Source organism: Marinobacter sp. W-8 (genome assembly GCF_044342215.1).
In the GTDB taxonomy this organism is placed as follows: domain Bacteria; phylum Pseudomonadota; class Gammaproteobacteria; order Pseudomonadales; family Oleiphilaceae; genus Marinobacter; species Marinobacter nauticus.
In genome coordinates, this window is the sequence record NZ_CP172297.1 from 2,739,079 (window position 1) to 2,757,761 (window position 18,683).

Consider the following 18,683-nt stretch of genomic DNA (forward strand, 5'->3'; position numbering starts at 1 on the left):
TTATTCTACCCGAGATTTGCCCGTTTACAAACCAAGCGCTTGCTTGGTATTGTCGTTTCGATCGTTGGATAACCTCTCGCCAGTGCGGGTATCAGAACAAGGCCAAGAACATGTCAGACGCCAACAAAACCATCCGTATCGGTTGCTCCGCCGCTTTCTGGGGCGATACCGAAACCGCCGCTGCCCAACTGGTACGCCAGGGCAATATTGATTACCTGGTCGCCGATTACCTGGCCGAGATCACCATGTCGATCATGGCCGGCCAGAAGATGAAAGACCCGACTCAGGGCTACGCCCGGGATTTTGTGCAGACGGTGATGGCGCCTCTGCTCGGCGAGATAAAGGATAAAGGCATCCGGGTTCTGGCCAATGCCGGTGGAGTAAACCCTGTGGCCTGCCGGGATGCTCTGCAGGCCCTGTGTGAAAAGGCCGGCGTCGATCTGAAGATTGCGCTGGTGCTCGGCGATGATCTGTTGATGAAAAAGAAAAAGCTGGGCGATGCCGGCATTACTGAAATGACCACCGGACAGCCCTTCCCCGCCATGATGGTGAGCCTGAACGCCTATCTGGGTGCGCCCGGCCTGGTGGCGGCCCTGGAACAGGGTGCCGACATCATTATCACCGGCCGTGTCGCAGACAGTGCGCTGGTGCTGGCGCCGCTGGTGCATGAATTCGGCTGGCGCTGGAACGACTACGACAAACTGGCCCAGGGCAGCCTGGCCGGGCATTTGCTGGAATGCGGCGCCCAGTCTACCGGCGGTAATTTCACCGACTGGGAACAGGTGGCTGATGGCTACGCCAATATGGGCTTTCCCATCGCCGAGGTCAGCGCCTCTGGCGATTTTGTGCTGACCAAGCCCGAGGGTACCGGCGGCATGGTCAGCCGGGGCACTGTGGGCGAGCAGCTGGTGTATGAGATTGGCGACCCACGGGCTTACCTGCTGCCAGATGTAACCTGCGATTTCACTCAGGTGACACTGGAGGAAATCGGCAAGGACCAGGTCCGGGTGTCCGGTGCCAGGGGACTGCCGCCGACAGACAGCTACAAGGTGTCAGGCACCGGGCCAGATGGATTCAAGTGCACAGTGACGTTCCTGCTGGCCGGCCTTGATGCCCGCGCCAAAGCACAACGAGTGGCGCAGGCTATTCTGGCCAGGACGTCAGCGATGTTTGCCGATCGTGGCCTGCCGGATTATTCCGAAACCAGTATCGAATTGCTGGGCACCGAGACTACCTATGGCCCCCATGGCAAGGGCGACCAATGCCGGGAAGTGGTGGTGAAGATTGCCACCGCCCATCCGAAGAAAGAAGCCCTGGTGCTGTTTTCCAGGGAAATTGCCCAGGCCGCTACCGGTATGGCGCCTGGCATCACCGGTATTGTCGGCGGTCGGCCAACCGTGTGGCCGAAGATTCGTTTGTATTCCTGTCTGGTACCGAAATCGGAGGTGGCGGTTTCGGTGGATCTGGCTGGTGAGAAGTCTGAGGTGGAGGTAGCGACCGAAGGTGGTTTCAATCCGGGCGATCTCGCGGCTGAGCCGGAGTCCCGGATGGAGGTGGCAACGGATACCACAGTGCCGCTGATCAAGCTGGCTTGGGCGCGGTCCGGGGATAAGGGCGATCACAGTAATATCGGGGTGATTGCGCGGGATCCGGAGTATGTTCCTTACATTGAGGCGGCGTTAACGGAGCAGGCGGTGGCCGAGTGGATGGCTCATACGCTGAACCCGGAGTCCGGCAAGGTGACTCGCTGGTCTATGCCTGGGTTGCATGCGTTCAATTTCTTGCTGGAGCACAGTCTAGGTGGCGGCGGTGTGGCGTCGCTTCGGATTGATCCGCAGGGTAAGGCGTTTGCACAGCAGCTATTGGAGTTTCCTGTGCCGGTGCCTTCGAATCTGGTGCCTCAATGACTTTATTAACCCGATTCTGGGGCAAGAGCCCCGACAGGGCATTGCTTCCCTGAGCTTGGGTGCAAGCGCCCCACCGGGGTACAGCCTTCCGGGACACGCCGTAAATACGTCCGTGTAGGCTTGAGCGCAGCTTCCCTGCTGCGCACAGTCCCGGAAGGCTGTACCCCGGCGGAGCGCCCGAACGTTTTTCGTGGATTCTTTGGATTGGAATAGGGAATTTTGTATGAGTTATCAGTCTGTTCTTCGCCCGGGCTTGTTTGAAGGCCAGGTTTTTATTGTCACCGGTGGCGGTTCGGGGATTGGCCGCTGCACGGCCCATGAACTGGCGGCGCTCGGTGCTCGAGTTGCGCTGGTCGGGCGTAAGCAGGAGAAGGTGGATGCGGTTAAGGCCGAGATCGAGGAAGACGGTGGTATCGCGAGTGCCCATGCCTGTGACATTCGTGAGGAGGAGTCGGTCAAGGCCACGGTGAAGGCCATTATCGAGACCCACGGTGGGCTGAACGGGGTGGTGAACAACGCCGGCGGGCAGTTTGCGTCTCCGTTAACGGGCATTAACCAGAAGGGTTGGGAAACCGTGGTTCGGACGAATCTGACCGGGGGTTTCCTGATGGCCAGGGAGGCCTATACCCAGGCCTTGAGCAAGTCCGGCGGTGCGATTGTAAATATCGTGGCAGATATGTGGGGTGGCATGCCCGGCATGGGGCACTCTGGCGCAGCCCGGGCCGGGATGGTGAATTTTACCCAGACGGCGGCAGTTGAATGGGCGCCGTCCGGGGTTCGGGTGAATGCGGTGGCGCCGGGGTGGATTGCGTCCAGTGGGATGGATAACTACCCGGCCCATATGAAGTCGTGGATTCGCAGTCTGGCGGATGCGGTGCCGATCAAGCGGATGGGTACAGAATCAGAGGTGAGTTCGGCGATCTGTTTCCTGCTTAGCCCGGGCGCGGCGTTTATCAGTGGTGATTGTCTGCGGATTGACGGCGCGGCGTCCCAGGGTGGGCGTGTGTGGCCGATGCCGAAGGCGATGAATAACGAGCCCTATAACGGTTTTCATCGGGCGGTAACGCCGAAAGTATTGAGTGACGACTGAGGATTTCCCATGCAGGTACTGGAAACAACAATAAGCCCCCAGTCCGACGAGTTCCGGGCCAATGTCGAGGCCATGGAAGCGCACATCGCCACCTTCCGGGATGTAGAGCAGAAGGTGCTGGACCTGGCGGAATCGGCTCGGGAGAAGTTTACCAGGCGGGGCAAGCTGCTGCCGAGGGATCGCATCAACCGGTTGCTGGACCGCGGCAGTGAGTTTCTGGAGCTGTGCTCCCTGGCCGGTTACAAGATGCACGATGACAAAGACGGTTCCATGGCCGGTGGCGGGATTATTGCCGGCATTGGCCGGGTAGCGGGTGTTCGTTGTCTGGTGGTTGCCAGCAACAGCGCCATCAAGGGTGGCACCATTACCCCCGCCGGTCTGGACAAGACCCTGCGCCTGCAGCAGATCGCCATGGAGAACAAATTGCCGGTGGTGTCGCTGTCGGAATCCGGTGGTGCCAACCTCAACTATGCCACCGATATTTTCGTGCTGGGCGCCCGGGGCTTTGCCAACCAGGCCCGCATGTCCGCCGCAGGCATTCCGCAGGTGACGGTCGTTCACGGTAACGCCACCGCTGGTGGTGCCTATCAGCCGGGGCTGTCGGATTATGTGATTACTGTGCGTGAGCAGGCCAAGATGTTCCTGGCCGGCCCGCCGCTGCTGAAAGCCGCCACCGGCGAAGTCGCCACCGATGAAGAACTCGGCGGCGCAGAAATGCATGCCACCGTGGCCGGCACTGCTGAATATCTGGCCGAAGACGACGCCGATGGCATCCGCCAGGCAAGGGAAATCCTCGGTGCCCTGCCCTGGAACGAAAACCTGCCGCTGCGTCAGGAACCCCAATGGGATGAACCTCTCTATCCGGCAGAGGAGCTGCTGGGCGTGATTCCCTCCGATGCGAAAAAGCCTTACGACGTGCGAGAAATCCTCGCCCGGATCGCCGATGGCTCCCGATTCCTGGATTTCAAGAATGACTACGACAGCCAGACGGTGTGCGGCACCATCCGGATTCAAGGTCACAGCGTTGGCGTCATCGGCAACAATGGCCCAATCACGCCGGCCGGCTCCACCAAGGCGGCGCAGTTCATCCAGCTATGCGATCAGGCAGGCACCCCTATCCTGTTTTTGCATAACACCACCGGATTCATGGTCGGCACCCATTCCGAACAGAATGGCATCATCAAACACGGGTCCAAGATGATTCAGGCCGTGGCCAACTGCCGGGTACCAAAACTCGCCGTGGTGGTGGGCGGTTCCTACGGCGCCGGCAACTACGCCATGTGCGGCCGGGGGCTGGACCCAAGGTTCATCTTCGCCTGGCCCAACAGCCGCACCGCCGTCATGGGCCCCGCGCAGGCCGGGAAAGTCATGCGCATCGTGGCTGAAGGAAAACAACGCAAAAGTGGTATCGAGCCGGACGAAAAGACTCTGTCGTTCCTGGAACAGGCCACCGCCAAAAAGCTGGAAGACGGCTCCACCGCCCTTTACGGAACTGCCAGGCTCTGGGACGACGGCCTGATCGATCCTCGGGATACCCGCCGTGTTCTGGCCATGGTGCTTTCCGTTTGCCGTGAAGCCGAACAACGACCACTGCGACCCAACGTTTACGGCGTCGCCCGTTTCTGATTTCCACACTGATTTATCGGGAGAACAACAATGAAATTCACAGCCGAACACGAAGCCCTCAGAAAAACCGTCCGCGATTTCGTCGAAAAGGAAATCAATCCGCACTGCGATGAATGGGAGGAAGCCGGCGAGTTTCCCATTCACGACCTGTTCAAGAAACTCGGCAACCTGGGCCTGCTGGGCATTCAGAAGCCGGAGGAATACGGCGGCATGGGTCTGGATTACAGCTACAACCTCGTGGCTGCTGAAGAACTGGGCATGGCCAAGTGCGGCGGTGTTCCGCTGGCCGTGGGCGTGCAAACCGACATGTGTACCCCTGCGATTGCGCGCTTCGGTTCCGATGAACTGAAACGGGATTTCCTGGCCCCGGCTATTGCCGGCGATATGGTGGGCTGTATCGGTGTGAGTGAAGTGGGCGCAGGCTCCGATGTGGCCGGCCTGAAAACCACGGCTAAGAAAGACGGCGATGACTACGTCATCAACGGCTCCAAGATGTGGATCACCAACTCCCCGAAAGCGGATTTCATGTGTCTGCTGGCCAACACCAGCGACGACAAACCCCACAAGAATAAAACCCTGATGATCGTGCCCATGAACACACCGGGCATCACTTTCAGCCCGCATCTGAACAAGCTGGGCATGCGTTCGTCAGAAACCGCCCAGGTGTTTCTGGACGACGTGCGAATTCCCCAACGCAACCGCATCGGCGCAGAAGGCACCGGCTTTATGATGCAGATGCTGCAGTTCCAGGAGGAGCGCATGTGGGGGGCCGCCAACGTAATCAAGGCCCTGGAAAACTGTGTCACGCAGACCATTGAATACTGCCGCGAGCGCAAGACCTTTGGCCAGCCGCTGATCGACAACCAGTACATTCATTTCCGCCTGGCGGAGTTACAGACCGAAATCGAAGCGCTGCGCGCGCTGACTTATCAGGCCTGTGAGCTGCACGTTGAGGGCAAAGATGTCACCAAGCTGGCGTCGATGGCGAAACTGAAGGCCGGGCGTCTGGGTCGCGAAGTGACCGATGCTTGCCTGCAGTTCTGGGGCGGCAACGGTTACATGTGGGACAACCCCCTGTCTCGGGCTTACCGCGATGTGCGGTTGGTCTCCATCGGCGGCGGTGCCGACGAAATCATGCTGGGCATCATCTGCAAGCTGATGGGCACCTTGCCTGGAAAGAAACGCGACTGACGCTGTGCAAGGCCTTATGGGCAGGCAGGGCTTGGTGGAGGGCCATGAGGCGGGGATCCCTTTTCGGGACACGCCTACAAGCACATCCATGTGGGCTCGTTTCGGGCCGTCCATGGCCCTCAACGGTCCCGAAAAGGGATCCCCGCCTCATGGCCCCGAACATTTTACGTGGAGTCCTTTTATGGAACAGCAGCTACCACATTGCGAAACCCTGATTCTCGAAAAACAGGGCCCTACCCTGTTCATCACCATCAACCGCCCGGACGTCCGCAACGCTATGAGTCTGCAGATGGTCGCTGAACTGTCCACCATCTTCAGCGAGATCGAAAACGACACCAGCATCCGCGCCGCCGTCATCCGCGGCGCAGGTGGACACTTCTGCGCCGGCGGCGATATCAAAGACATGGCCGGCGCCCGGAGCCAGAAAGCCGGCGAAGGCCGCGACGACCCGTTCTACAAACTCAACCGCGCCTTCGGCCAGATGATCCAGCAAGTCAACGAATCCTCCAAAGTCGTTATTGCCATCACCGAAGGTGCCGTCATGGGCGGCGGCTTCGGCCTGGCCTGCGTCTCCGACCTGGCCATCGCCGGCCCGACTGCCAGATTCGGCATGCCGGAAACCAGCCTCGGCGTCATCCCGGCCCAGATCGCCCCGTTCGTTGTCGAACGTATCGGCCTGACCCAGGCCCGTCGATTGGCGCTGCTAGGTTTGAGAATTGATGCAACGGAAGCCTGCACACTCGGCATCGTTCACCAGGTTGCGGAATCCGAAGAGCAGCTAAGCGACATGCTGAACCAGGCTCTGGAACGGGTACGCCTGTGCGCCCCCGATGCCACGGCAGAAACCAAGGCCTTGCTGCACCGAGTCGGCCACGAAGCCATGGCCGGTTTACTCGATGACGCCGCTGAAAAATTCGCGGCCGCCATCCGGGGGCCGGAGGGTATGGAAGGCACTATGGCGTTCATGCAAAAGCGTGAGCCAAAGTGGGCAGGCAACGACAGCTAATCAACAACCACAAGCAGCAGACCGTTTACAAAGCATGTCTGCAGGCACTAACAAAGTCAGCGGGAGCGCCGCTGGCGGGGAGGGCCTCCGGAAAATCTCGGAGGCCATGGATGGCCGGAGCGAAGCGCACACGGATGTGCTCGTAGCGTTTTTCCGGAGGCCCTCCCCGCCAGTGGTGCGCACGAGCACCCAAATGCGCAGTCGCGCATCAAGGCAGGTGACATACAAATGCTAAAAAAACTACTCATCGCTAACCGAGGCGAAATCGCCGTCAGGGTCATCCGTACAGCCAAGGCGCTGGGCTACCGAACCGTTGCCGTCTACTCCGAAGCCGACGCCAACGCCCTGCACGTTGAACAAGCCGACGAAGCCGTCTGCATCGGCCCGGCACAGGTTGCCGCCTCCTACCTCAACGCCGACGCCATCCTCGATGCCGCAAGGAAAACCGGCGCCGACTGCATCCACCCGGGCTACGGCTTCCTCTCTGAAAACTCCGGCTTCGCCAAAGCCGTCAAACAGGCCGGCCTCACCTTTGTAGGCCCGCCCGAGAACGCCATCGAACTCATGGGCAGCAAACGCCGCTCGAAAATCGCCATGCAGGAAGCCGGCGTGCCCGTAGTCCCGGGCTACGAAGGCAACAACGCTAGTGATGATGAACTCATCGCCGCCGCTCAGGACATCGGCTACCCCCTCATGCTCAAAGCCTCCGCAGGTGGCGGTGGCCGAGGCATGCGCCTGGTGGAAAGCGAAAGCGCGCTGGCCGACAACATTAAAAGGGCCCGCTCAGAAGCCAAACAAGCCTTTGGTGACGACGAGCTGATCATCGAAAAAGCGGTCATCGAACCCCGGCACGTAGAAATCCAGGTTTTTGCAGACCGCCATGGCAACGCCGTTTACCTGGGCGAGCGGGACTGCTCCGTCCAGCGCCGGCACCAGAAAGTGGTCGAGGAAGCGCCCTCACCTTTTGTTACCCCGGAACTGCGTAAGGCCATGGGCGAAGCTGCTGTCAAAGCAGCCCTGGCCTGCGGTTACGAGGGCGCCGGTACCGTGGAATTTCTGGTCGACAAAGACCGCAGTTTCTACTTCCTGGAAATGAACACGCGCCTGCAGGTAGAGCATCCGGTCACCGAACTGATTACCGGCCAGGATCTGGTGGCCTGGCAGTTGATGGTCTCTGAAGGCCGCCCACTACCTCTGGCCCAGGATGACATCCAACTCAATGGCCACGCCATCGAAGTACGACTTTACGCCGAAGACCCGGCCAGCGGTTTCACCCCGCAAACCGGCACCCTGCACCAGTTCACTCCGGCCGAAGGCGAAGGACTGCGGTTTGATACCGGCGTGCGCTCCGGTGACGTGGTCAGCCCCCACTACGATCCCATGCTTGCGAAAGTCATCGCCTGGGGCCAGAACCGGGACGAAGCCCGTCGCCGCCTGATCCGGGCGCTGGAAGACACCACAGTCTTTGGTGTGACCACCAACCGCCATTTCCTCAGCCGCATCATCGCCGATGACACCTTTGGTGCCGGTGAAGCCACCACGGCCTTCCTGCAGCAGGCCTTCAAGGATGATCCGTCACTGGCGCCCCAGCCGCTCACCATCCGCGAGCTGGCCCTGAGCGCCTGCGCATTGAGCCTCGGCCAATCCGCCCAGAAAGGCTGGAGTAACGCCTCCGCCACCGTCATGCCGATGAAGCTTGAGGCCCGGGACGAAACCGTGGAACTGCTGGTTCGGCACAGTGGCCACAAACTGCTGGTGGCCCACGGCGAAGAACACTATGAATTGCAACTGCAAAGCCAGGAACCAGGCCTGCTGTGCATTATCGACAACGGGGTTCGTCAGCGGTGCCAATACTACCGGAGCGGAGATTCCCTATATTTGCAGGCGTTCGGCCGTTCCTGGTGCGTTCGGGATATTACGCACCAACCCGCCCAAGGTGCCCTGGGCACCGGCAGCGGCAAGGTCCAGGCCACTATGGACGGTGCCATTATTGATGTACTGGTGGCAGAGGGAGATCAGGTGGAACAGGGCCAGACCCTGGTGATTCTGGAAGCCATGAAAATGGAGCATCCGGTTAAGGCGGATCGCAGGGGCACCGTTGGCCAGTTGCTCGCCCGCAAAGGAGACCAGGTCAAGCGTGGCCAACTTCTGGCAGACGTGCAGTCCACTGAGGAGGCAGCATCATGAGCCGGCTACAGCAGCGCACAGTGTTTATAACCGGCGGCAGCCGGGGAATCGGCCGGGCCATTGCCCTGGCCTGTGCCCGGGAAGGCGCCAACGTGGTCACTGCAGCAAAAACCGATACCCCGCATCCGAAACTACCCGGCACCATCCACACGGTCGCTGAGGAAATTCGCAACGCCGGAAGCCAGGCGCTACCGCTGGTACTGGACGTGCGGGATGAACGACAGGTCCGCCAGCGAATAGACGAAGCCGCCGGTTATTTTGGCGGTATCGATGCCCTGGTGAACAACGCCGGGGCGATACGCCTGACCGGTGTCGAAAACCTGAAAGTGAGCCGATACGACCTGATGCATCAGGTCAACGCCCGGGCCGTATTCACCTGCAGTCAGGCGGCCCTGCCCTGGCTGAAGGAATCCGGTGGCCACATTCTCAGCCTGTCGCCGCCGCTGAACCTGAATACCCGGTGGTTTTCCCAGTACGGGCCATACACCACCACAAAATACGGAATGACCATGCTCAGCATGGGCATGGCCGAGGAGTTCCGACGCTATGGCATTGCCGTGAACTGCCTGTGGCCAAAGACTCTGATTGCCACTGCCGCCATAGAACACGAAGTGGGCGGACCTCAATTGATGGCGCAGGGACGAAAGCCGGAAATCATGGCCGATGCTGCGGTCAGCATACTGTCCCGCAGTGCGGACGAACTGACCGGGCAAGCGCTGATTGACGAGGATGTACTTCGTCAGGATGGCGTGAAGGACTTCGAACACTACCGGTATGCCGCAGGCGACAAGCCACTGCTGCCGGATCTGTTCCTGGATTAGCCGCGGAGCAATGGGTTGGTCCGCGGTTCAAAACCTACAAAGACAATGACGACTGAAACGGACGCACCATGAGCCAAGACATCGTAACCGCACGCGACATCATGCGCAGCCTGCCCACGGTTCTGAAAAAATTTCCCTTCGTGGCAAAAGGGCTTTACTACTACCGGGTAAAGGACGACAAAAAAGAGCTGACCCTTGGCAAGCTGGTAGAGCGCAACGCTGACAAACACCCCACGCGCCCTGCCATTCTCTTCGATGATCGCAGCATTACCTGGGCAGAACTGGATGCCTGGAGCAATCGAATTGCCCATTACCTGAAAGATCAGGGGCTGGTAAAGGGCGATGCCATTGCGGTACTGCTGGAAAACCGACCGGAACTACTGGCGACCGTGGTTGGCGCAGCCAAGGTCGGCGTGGCCTGCGCCATGCTGAACACCTCCCAGAAAGGCAAAGTGCTGGCCCACAGTATCAACCTGATCGAGCCACGACTGCTGGTGGTTGGTAGCGAACTGATCGGCAATGCCGAGTCGGTTCGTGGAGAGGTTCAGCTCCGGCACACACATCCCCTGCTCTACCTGCACGACGGCAACACTCTGAACACCTTTGGTGACGCGCCGGAGGGCTACGTCAACCTGGCCCTGGAAGTCAGCCGCCGGCCCTCAACCCGACCGGTCCTGAGCAACCCGGTAACCATGGGCGATACCGCCGTGTATCTTTACACCTCAGGCACCACCGGCCTGCCCAAGGCGGCGCCCGGTTCACATCGCAAATTTATCAAAGCCTACGGCGGCTTTGGCATGCTCTCCCTGGCCATGGAACCGGAAGACGTCCTGTACTGTACGCTGCCGCTGTATCATGGCACCGCCCTGCTGGTGTGCTGGGGATCGGTCCTCGCCGGTGGCTCTGCCATCGCCCTGCGCCGAAAATTCTCCGCCAGCGCCTTCTGGGACGACGTCCGACGCTACAACGCCACCACCTTCGGCTACGTGGGCGAACTGTGCCGCTACCTGCTGAATCAACCTCCCGGCAGCCAGGACCGCAACCACGGCCTGACCAAAATGATCGGCAACGGCCTGCGCCCCTCCATCTGGAAAGAATTCAAGGAACGTTTTGGCATCGACAAGGTGGCTGAACTGTATGCCTCATCAGAAGGCAATATCGGCTTCAGCAACTTTTTCAACATGGACAACACCGTGGGCTTCTCCACCGCGCCCTACAAGCTGGTCAAGTACCACGAAGGCACCCGGGACCCGATCCGCAACGACAAGGGCCGTCTGGAGGAAGTGGAAAAAGGCCAGCCTGGTCTGCTAATAGGTGAGATCAACAAGAAGTGGGCGTTCGAGGGCTACACCCAGAAGGAAGCCACTGAGAAATCCATCCTGCGCGATGGCTTCAAGAAAGGCGATGCCTGGTTCAACACCGGTGATGTATTAAAAGAAATCGGCTGTCGTCACCTGCAATTTGTCGATCGCATGGGCGACACCTTCCGCTGGAAAGGGGAGAACGTATCGACGACGGAGGTGGAAAATATCATTGATGGCTCCGGCATGGTGGAAGAAGCCATTGTGTACGGTGTCGAGATTCCCAAAACCAACGGCAAGGCGGGCATGGTAACGCTGGTGCCTCAGTCCAATGGTTCGGCGTTCGATATCAACAAGCTGTTTGACTATCTGCAGGAGAATCTGCCGGCCTATGCGGTGCCGGTGTTTGTGCGGGTGACCAATGCCATCGAGAAGACGGGGACGTTCAAGTACCGGAAGGTGGATATCCAGAAGCTCGGCTATTCTCTGGAGCGGTCGGAAGACGATGTGTACGCCTGGCTGCCCGGTTCGTCCGGTTATACGTTGCTGACTCCGGAGTTGGTCTCGGATATTGATTCGGGGGGTGTTCGGTTTTGATCCTGACTTTTGGAGAGGGGCCTCGGAACCTAGCCTGCAACGCTTGGTGACAGTGAGTACGGGGTGCCCCTCCCAAAAACCGCTACAAGCACATCCATGTGCGCTTCTCTCCGGCCATCCATGGCCTCCGACATTTTTGGGAGGGGCACCCCGCACTCACTTCCGAGCCAAGGAGTGATAGTCAGTTTACTGAAAAACCTAGCTTTTCTCCCGGACTATTACTGTGAAGCTGACCGGCCGTGATGGGGAACGCTTCCAAAAAATTTTGAGGGCCACGGATGGCCCGAAATAAGCGCACATGGATGTGCTTGTAGCGGTTTTTTGGAAGCGTTCCCCAGCGCGGCCCACACCGAAACCTAAAGGCTAGGAGGGAGGCTACCCCTCAGGCTCCAAGAACTATTCTTCAACCCGCAAAACGATCTTGCCAGTGGCCCGACGCCCCGTGAGTGCCCCAAGCGCCGCCGCATATTCCTCGAACGGGAAAACCTCACTAACCTTGGGATCGATCTTGCCGTCGGCATACATCTGCAACAGCTCCATCATGTTCTGGGCACTGGTCTGCGGCTCACGCTGGGTGAAGCTGCCCCAGAACACGCCTACGACGGAACAGCCCTTGAGCAGCGTCAGGTTCGCGGGAATCTTGGGGATATCCCCTGCGGCAAAGCCGATCACCAGATGGCGGCCGTTCCAGCCCATGGTGCGCAGGGCCTGTTCGGTGAAATCTCCGCCGACCGGGTCATAAATGACATCCACACCTTTGCCCTTCGTCAGTTTCTTCACCGCATCTTTCAGCGATTCCTCGGTGTAGTTCACCAGTTCATCAGCGCCGGCTTCTTTCGCCACCGCGAGTTTTTCAGCAGAGCTGGCCGCCGCGATCACTTTCGCTCCCATGGCCTTGCCCAGCTCCACGGCCGCCAGGCCGACGCCGCCGCTGGCGCCGAGTACCAGCAAGGTTTCGCCGGGCTGCAGGTTGCCACGCTGCTTGAGCGCGTAATAGGAGGTGCCGTAAACCATCATGAAAGCCGCGGCTTTCTCATCGGACATAGAATCCGGAATTGGCAACAGGTTGGATTCGGGAGCAACCACTTCTTCGGCGAACGCACCCCAGCCGGTCAGAGCGGCTACCCGGTCTCCGGGTTTGAAGCGTCTGACTTTTTCGCCCACTTCAAGCACTTCACCGGACAATTCGCCACCGGGGGAAAACGGCATGGGCGGCTGGAACTGGTATTTGCCCTGAATGATCAGGGTGTCCGGGAAGTTAAGGCCTGCAGCCTTGACCCGGATTTTTACGCCGCTGCCTTTCACATCCGGACTGGCAATGTCTTCGATGACCAGATTCTCTGCCGGGCCATATTCTTTGCACTGAATGGCTTTCATGGTTGCTCCTGGGCTGTCTCTCTTACCCTGATGGCGTCAGGGCGGGTCTGATTTGATGTTGTAATTGATCCGGATCAAGCTAAACCCACAGAGCCCGTGAAGCAAATCAAGGCTGCTTATTCATGGCAATAAGCCCGGCTAATAAGCCGGCGGATTCAGAACAGTACAGCGCCCGCTACCACGGCGACGATGATCATCACGCCAGCGGCCAGAAGCCCATACCTGACACCGGGAGACAGGGTGTGTGAATGTGGAACCCGGGATGGGCTGTCTTCGTCGTGATTGACCAGTTTCTGGTCTTCGCTGGAGCGCCGTATCAGGTCAATCATTTCCTCACACTGGTGGCTGGAGAACGCCGCCGGGTTGAAGTCCGGTAACTGGTGCTTGTCCAGAAAGGCCTGCACGTCGGATGACAGGGGTACATACTTCATCGACCAGTTGGAGAACGTCGGGAAGTCCAGCGGCTCTTCAATCAGCATGCGGATATTGCGGTGGCGAGAGTCCTGGCGGATACGCTCGAAAGTTTCCCGGACATATTCTTCCTCGCCTTCAAGGTACTGGAAAAACCGGTTATCGCCATAGTACAAACCACCAACCAGCCCCGCACGGCCGTTGTTTCTTCGGGACACCATGAGAATTCTGGCCACATGGGGCTCGACACCCTTTTCCAGGGGTTGCGCTTCAAACGTTGCTTCGCTGGCGTAGGCGAGTCGCATCAGGGCCATATTGCAGTACTCCGGATCAATCAAACGGGAAACAAGGCAGTGATACGCGTAACTGTCGCGCAACAGATCACATTGGCCGAATCGGCCATCAACGCCTGAAGATGAATCCCGGGACGAATTCCGCTATTCTTCCAGCCTTTCACCCACGCCCCGGACCGAATTTCGTCAGATCAGAGCTGCCCCATGTTTGACATCATCTATACTCTTGAAATGATTGGCGTTGTGGCGTTTGCCATTTCCGGCATGATCGTCGCCCGGTCCAAAAACATGGATCCGGTGGGTGTTTTTGCCATCGGTTTTATTACCGCTCTGGGTGGCGGCACATTGCGGGATCTGATCATGGACAATCACCCGCTGTACTGGATCAAGCACCAGGAGCAGCCGATCATGATCCTGGCCATGGCAATCGTGTTCAGCTACTGGAGCCGGGCCCATTCCCTGAAAGAATCGAGAATCGTGTTCCCGGACGCCATCGGCCTTGGCATTTTTTCCATTCTCGGTGCGCAACTGGCTCTTGATCTGGGCCATTCCTGGTTTATCGCGTCCATGCTGGGTGTCATGACCGGCTGCTTTGGTGGTGCCCTGCGCGACACCCTGTGTAACGAAGTTCCCTTTATTTTCCGCAAGGATCAGATCTACGCCTCTATCGCCTTCGCCGGTTGCTGGCTGTACTTTGTGTGCCAGTGGTTGCTGGAGAGCGAATCCATGGCGCTGACTATTGGCCTGCTGTTTATCGTGATTGTTCGCATGCTCGCGGTGCGCTTTGATATCCGCCTGCAACGAGACCAGATGCTGAACTGAACTCTGAATCATCCCTTGGCGTGAGGCGCCTGAGCCGGTAACATTGCCGTTTTTTCACCCAATTCACGTTTTCCGCACGCAAACTGACTTTCAAACTCCCTAATCCAGGCATTCTAGAGGCAGACCCGAGTCATGCTTGAACGACTGTTCCAACTCCAGGCCCACGGCACCACTGTCCGTAAAGAAGTGGTAGCTGGCATTACCACCTTCCTGACCATGGCCTACATCATCGTGGTCAACCCCAGCATCCTGTCGTCCACCGGCATGGATTTCGGAGCCGTTTTCGTGGCCACCTGTCTGGCCGCAACCATCGGTACGCTGATTATGGGCCTCTGGGCAAACTATCCAATTGCCCTGGCCCCCGGCATGGGCCTGAACGCCTTTTTCTCGTTCACGGTCGTCGGCAGTATGGGATACAGCTGGGAAGTGGCGCTGGGCGCTGTCTTTCTCTCCGGGTTTATTTTCTTCATTCTGAGTGTGGTCAAGATCCGGGAATGGATCATCAACAGCATTCCGATGTCCTTACGCTTTGGCATTTCCGCCGGCATCGGATTCTTTCTTGCTCTGATCGCACTGAAAAACGCCGGCATCGTGGTAGATAACCCTGCGACCCTTGTGGGTCTGGGCGACATTAAAGTGGCTGAGAGCCTGCTGTTCTTCGCAGGATTCGTACTGATCTGTGCACTTTCATTCCGCAGAATCACCGGCGCCGTAATGATCGGCATCCTTGCTGTTACCGTGGCCGCCATGATGCTTGGCATGGTGGAATACAAAGGTTTTGTGTCTGCCCCACCCAGCCTTGCCCCCACCTTTATGCAACTTGATCTGGCCGGCGCACTGAATGTTGGCATGATCAGCATTATCTTTGCCTTTCTGTTCGTGGATCTTTTCGATACCTCCGGCACCCTGATCGGAGCAGCCCAGCGTGGTGGATTGCTGGATAAAGATGGCAAGCTGCCCCGTCTCGGACGAGCTCTGATGTCGGATTCCGTCGCAACCATGTCAGGCGCAGCCCTGGGCACCTCAACCACCACCAGCTATATCGAATCAACCGCTGGCATTTCCGCCGGTGGTCGCACAGGACTGACGGCTGTTGTCGTGGCCCTGCTCTTCCTCGCCTGTTTGCTGCTGTCACCGATCGCGAGCATCATCCCTGCCTATGCGACCGCACCGGCCCTGTTCTACGTCGCCGTGCTGATGGCAAGCGGCCTCAAACTGATCGATTGGGATGACATCACCGACGCCGCACCAGCGATCGTCACGGCACTGACCATGCCGCTGACCTTCTCTATTGCAAACGGCATTGCCCTGGGTTTCATCACCTACGCCGTGATCAAGGCGTTGTCTGGCCGTTGGTCCGATCTTAACGCCAGCGTCGTTACCATTGCCGTTGTATTTGTTCTGAAATTCATGTTCCTGGACGCCGCCTGAGCGGCGCCCAGAGTAATCACCGGATCCGCCCATGGACTATTTTTCCGAGAGCATCAAGAAAGCCATCCGCACTGTGCCGGACTGGCCCAAACCCGGCGTCTCCTTCCGGGACATCACCACGGTCCTTCAGGACAAAACGGCATTTCGTAAACTGATTGATGCCTTTGTTCATCGCTACCATGGCCAGCACATTGATGCGGTTGCCGCCGTCGATGCCCGAGGCTTCATTATTGGCTCGGCGCTGGCCTACGAGCTGAATGCCTCTCTGGTACTCGTGCGCAAGAAGGGCAAACTGCCCTTCGACACCCTGGTGGAAGACTACGAACTGGAATACGGCACGGCTTCCGTCGAGCTACACGAAGACGCTTTCAAACCCGGCGACAAGGTCATCCTGGTGGACGATCTGATTGCCACTGGCGGTACCATGCTGGCCGCAACCCGGCTGATCCGTCGGATCGGAGCTGAAATCGTTGAAGTAGCCGCCATGATTGATCTGCCGGATCTGGGTGGCTCACGCAAGCTGCAGGAAGAAGGTCTGCAGGTTTATACTGTCTGCTCATTCGAAGGAGACTGAGCGGAGGCGCCACCATGGGCGATTATCAGCATCACTGGAAAGATGGAACACCGGTTCATCTTCCCCTTGGCAAAATCGTTTGTGTGGGGCGCAACTACGCCGAACACGCCCGGGAGCTGAACAACCCGGTACCGGAAGAGCCGCTGCTGTTTATCAAACCCTCCACCGCAGCGGTTCATATCACCCGCCCGCTGGTCTGTCCCAAAGGCCAGGGTGCGGTGCACTTTGAAACCGAACTGGCCGTACTTATCGGCCGCCCCCTGACCAATGCCTCCGCCAGCGAAGTGGAAAGAGCCATTCTCGGTTATGGCCTGGCCCTGGATCTTACCTTGCGGGACGTGCAAAGCAGCCTGAAAGAAAAGGGGCACCCCTGGGAGCGCGCAAAGGCCTTCGACGGCGCCTGCCCGCTTTCACCATTCGTTGCCGCCGACCAACTTGCCAAGGGCAACCTGAGCTTCACACTGGATATCGACGGCCAGCGCCAGCAGACCGGGGATACCGGCGACATGCTGAACCCGATCGTGCCCCTGATTGCTCATATGAGCACCCAGTTCACCCTGTTACCCGGCGATGTGGTGCTGACTGGCACGCCCAAAGGCGTTGGCCCGCTTGTCAGCGGCCAGACTCTGTCCCTGGAGCTGGAAGATGTGTTATTTGTGGAGACCACAGTGGTCTGAACGCAACACGGATACGGATATTCAGACGAGCTGCAAACTTCCCGTAGAACAGGCACTACCATGGCCAGGAAACCCGTTACTTCACGCACAGGGCGCTTCTTCAAACTCGCAGGCATGACCGCCACGGTGGCGGGCCAGTACGCCGGCCAGAGAGCGCGGCGCATGTTCCGCACCGAAAATGACGAAGGCGCCCAGAGCGAAAGCTACACCCGGATGGCCGGGCAAATTGCCGATACCCTGGGGGAGCTCAAGGGGGCGGTGATGAAGGTGGGGCAGATAGCCTCCCAGACCCAGGACTTCCTGCCCAAAGAATTCTCCGACGCGCTGGAAAAACTCCAGAAAGAAGCACCACCGATGCCATTCGAGGTGATTCTGGAACAGGTGGAAAGTGAGCTGGGCAAACCGGTCGGCGAGCTGTTTGAATACCTGCAGGAAACGCCGTACGCCTCCGCCTCCATCGGCCAGGTACACCGCGCCCGCCTGCACGACGGCACGGATGTGATCGTAAAGGTGCAATACCCTGGCGTGGATGAATCCTGCGACTCCGACCTCAAACAGCTACGACTGGCCCTGAAGCTCGGCGGCCTGCTGAAAATGCCCAAGGAGACAGTCGATCAGCTGTTCGGCGAAATCCGGGTGCGGTTGAAGGAAGAGCTGGATTACGAGAACGAGGCGCGAAACCTCAAGCTGTTCCACGAATTCCACAATGATCAGCCGTGGGTGATCATCCCGGAGGTGGTCGACAGCCATTCAACCCGTCGGGTCCTGACCCTGGGGCTGGTGGAGGGCGACCACGTCAGCAAGGTCACACCGGAACACTACTCCCAGGAAACCCTCAACCTGATTGGCCACCGGATTTTCACGATCATGGCCGATCAGCTGTTCCGGTTCCAATGCATTCACGGGGACCCTCACGCGGGCAATTTCGCCTACCGGCCGGATGGCACCATTATCATGTATGACTTCGGCTGCGTGAAGAAACTCAAACCGGAGATTGTAGAAGCCTACCGCAAAGCCTTGATCGCAGCGCTGGATGAGGACTACCAGGCCCTGGACCAGTACCTGATCGACCTGGGCGCTCGCGTGGACAGCCAACCGGCGGTCGATGAAGCCTATTACGCCATGTGGAGGGACATCCTGATCATCCCGTTCCTGAACGATGAGCCCTACGACTTCGCCGAGGCCGATATCCATAAACACGTGGCCGCAAAAACCAGCACGGTGTTCAAATACCTGGATTACTTCAAACCACCGGTCGAGAGTATTTTCATAGACCGGATGATTGCGGGGCATTACTGGATGCTAAAACGCTTAGGTGTCCAGGCAGCATTCAGAAGTGAACTGGAGAAATACCTCCGAGGCTAACGCCAGG

15 protein-coding genes are annotated in these 18,683 nt (G+C 58.7%); 13 read left to right on the forward strand and 2 right to left on the reverse strand.

The genetic code is table 11. From position 1 onward, the window contains the following. Nucleotides 1–110: 110 nt before the first annotated feature. From ACF8YQ_RS12650 to ACF8YQ_RS12685, 8 genes are all read left to right on the forward strand, one after another. A complete protein-coding gene (locus tag ACF8YQ_RS12650; RefSeq protein ID WP_396621592.1) occupies nucleotides 111–1,907 on the forward strand; it encodes an acyclic terpene utilization AtuA family protein in 1,797 nt (598 codons plus the stop codon). Between the two features lie 223 nt (nucleotides 1,908–2,130). After that, the gene (locus tag ACF8YQ_RS12655) at nucleotides 2,131–2,997 is read left to right on the forward strand and encodes an SDR family oxidoreductase (RefSeq protein WP_396621593.1); all 867 of its coding nucleotides are present in this window, start codon (nucleotides 2,131–2,133) and stop codon (nucleotides 2,995–2,997) included. Between the two features lie 9 nt (nucleotides 2,998–3,006). After that, nucleotides 3,007–4,623 (forward strand): acyl-CoA carboxylase subunit beta, encoded by a 1,617-nt coding sequence (locus ACF8YQ_RS12660; protein ID WP_396621594.1) that lies wholly within the window; start codon nucleotides 3,007–3,009, stop codon nucleotides 4,621–4,623. A gap of 30 nt (nucleotides 4,624–4,653) precedes the next feature. Further along, nucleotides 4,654–5,814, forward strand: coding sequence for a citronellyl-CoA dehydrogenase (gene atuD / locus ACF8YQ_RS12665; RefSeq protein ID WP_014422173.1), 1,161 nt, complete (start codon nucleotides 4,654–4,656; stop codon nucleotides 5,812–5,814). Between the two features lie 181 nt (nucleotides 5,815–5,995). Beyond that, nucleotides 5,996–6,820, forward strand: coding sequence for an enoyl-CoA hydratase/isomerase family protein (locus tag ACF8YQ_RS12670; RefSeq protein ID WP_396621595.1), 825 nt, complete (start codon nucleotides 5,996–5,998; stop codon nucleotides 6,818–6,820). Nucleotides 6,821–7,048: 228 nt separating this feature from the next. Next, the gene (locus ACF8YQ_RS12675; RefSeq protein WP_396621596.1) at nucleotides 7,049–9,007 is read left to right on the forward strand and encodes an acetyl/propionyl/methylcrotonyl-CoA carboxylase subunit alpha; all 1,959 of its coding nucleotides are present in this window, start codon (nucleotides 7,049–7,051) and stop codon (nucleotides 9,005–9,007) included. Further along, a complete protein-coding gene (locus ACF8YQ_RS12680) occupies nucleotides 9,004–9,828 on the forward strand; it encodes an SDR family oxidoreductase (protein ID WP_396621597.1) in 825 nt (274 codons plus the stop codon). The genes ACF8YQ_RS12675 and ACF8YQ_RS12680 overlap by 4 nt, the downstream gene beginning before the upstream one ends. Before the next feature lie 68 nt (nucleotides 9,829–9,896). Then, complete coding sequence (locus ACF8YQ_RS12685; RefSeq protein WP_396621598.1) at nucleotides 9,897–11,726, forward strand: long-chain-acyl-CoA synthetase; 1,830 nt, start codon at nucleotides 9,897–9,899, stop codon at nucleotides 11,724–11,726. A gap of 396 nt (nucleotides 11,727–12,122) precedes the next feature. Here the strand turns inward: ACF8YQ_RS12685 and ACF8YQ_RS12690 are convergent, their stop codons facing one another. Together ACF8YQ_RS12690 and ACF8YQ_RS12695 are read right to left on the reverse strand one after the other, a co-directional pair. Continuing rightward, nucleotides 12,123–13,103, reverse strand: a complete 981-nt coding sequence (locus ACF8YQ_RS12690) for an NADPH:quinone oxidoreductase family protein (RefSeq protein ID WP_396621599.1) — start codon at nucleotides 13,101–13,103, stop codon at nucleotides 12,123–12,125. Nucleotides 13,104–13,258: 155 nt separating this feature from the next. Continuing rightward, on the reverse strand, nucleotides 13,259–13,828 hold the full coding sequence (locus ACF8YQ_RS12695; RefSeq protein ID WP_396621600.1) for a BLUF domain-containing protein: 570 nt from the start codon (nucleotides 13,826–13,828) through the stop codon (nucleotides 13,259–13,261). A gap of 183 nt (nucleotides 13,829–14,011) precedes the next feature. On the opposite strand from ACF8YQ_RS12695, the gene ACF8YQ_RS12700 reads away from it, so the two are divergent. The 5 genes from ACF8YQ_RS12700 (at nucleotide 14,012) to ACF8YQ_RS12720 (ending at nucleotide 18,676) form a co-directional block, all read left to right on the forward strand. Beyond that, a complete protein-coding gene (locus tag ACF8YQ_RS12700; RefSeq protein WP_011786256.1) occupies nucleotides 14,012–14,629 on the forward strand; it encodes a trimeric intracellular cation channel family protein in 618 nt (205 codons plus the stop codon). Between the two features lie 132 nt (nucleotides 14,630–14,761). Beyond that, the gene (locus tag ACF8YQ_RS12705) at nucleotides 14,762–16,060 is read left to right on the forward strand and encodes an NCS2 family permease (RefSeq protein ID WP_011786257.1); all 1,299 of its coding nucleotides are present in this window, start codon (nucleotides 14,762–14,764) and stop codon (nucleotides 16,058–16,060) included. Nucleotides 16,061–16,091: 31 nt separating this feature from the next. Continuing rightward, nucleotides 16,092–16,634: an adenine phosphoribosyltransferase gene (locus ACF8YQ_RS12710; RefSeq protein ID WP_011786258.1), complete on the forward strand. Its 543-nt coding sequence runs from the start codon at nucleotides 16,092–16,094 to the stop codon at nucleotides 16,632–16,634. 14 nt (nucleotides 16,635–16,648) lie between these two features. Beyond that, a complete protein-coding gene (locus ACF8YQ_RS12715) occupies nucleotides 16,649–17,311 on the forward strand; it encodes a fumarylacetoacetate hydrolase family protein (protein WP_396621601.1) in 663 nt (220 codons plus the stop codon). A gap of 60 nt (nucleotides 17,312–17,371) precedes the next feature. Continuing rightward, nucleotides 17,372–18,676 (forward strand): AarF/ABC1/UbiB kinase family protein, encoded by a 1,305-nt coding sequence (locus ACF8YQ_RS12720; protein ID WP_014422182.1) that lies wholly within the window; start codon nucleotides 17,372–17,374, stop codon nucleotides 18,674–18,676. The last annotated feature ends 7 nt before the right edge of the window (nucleotides 18,677–18,683 follow it).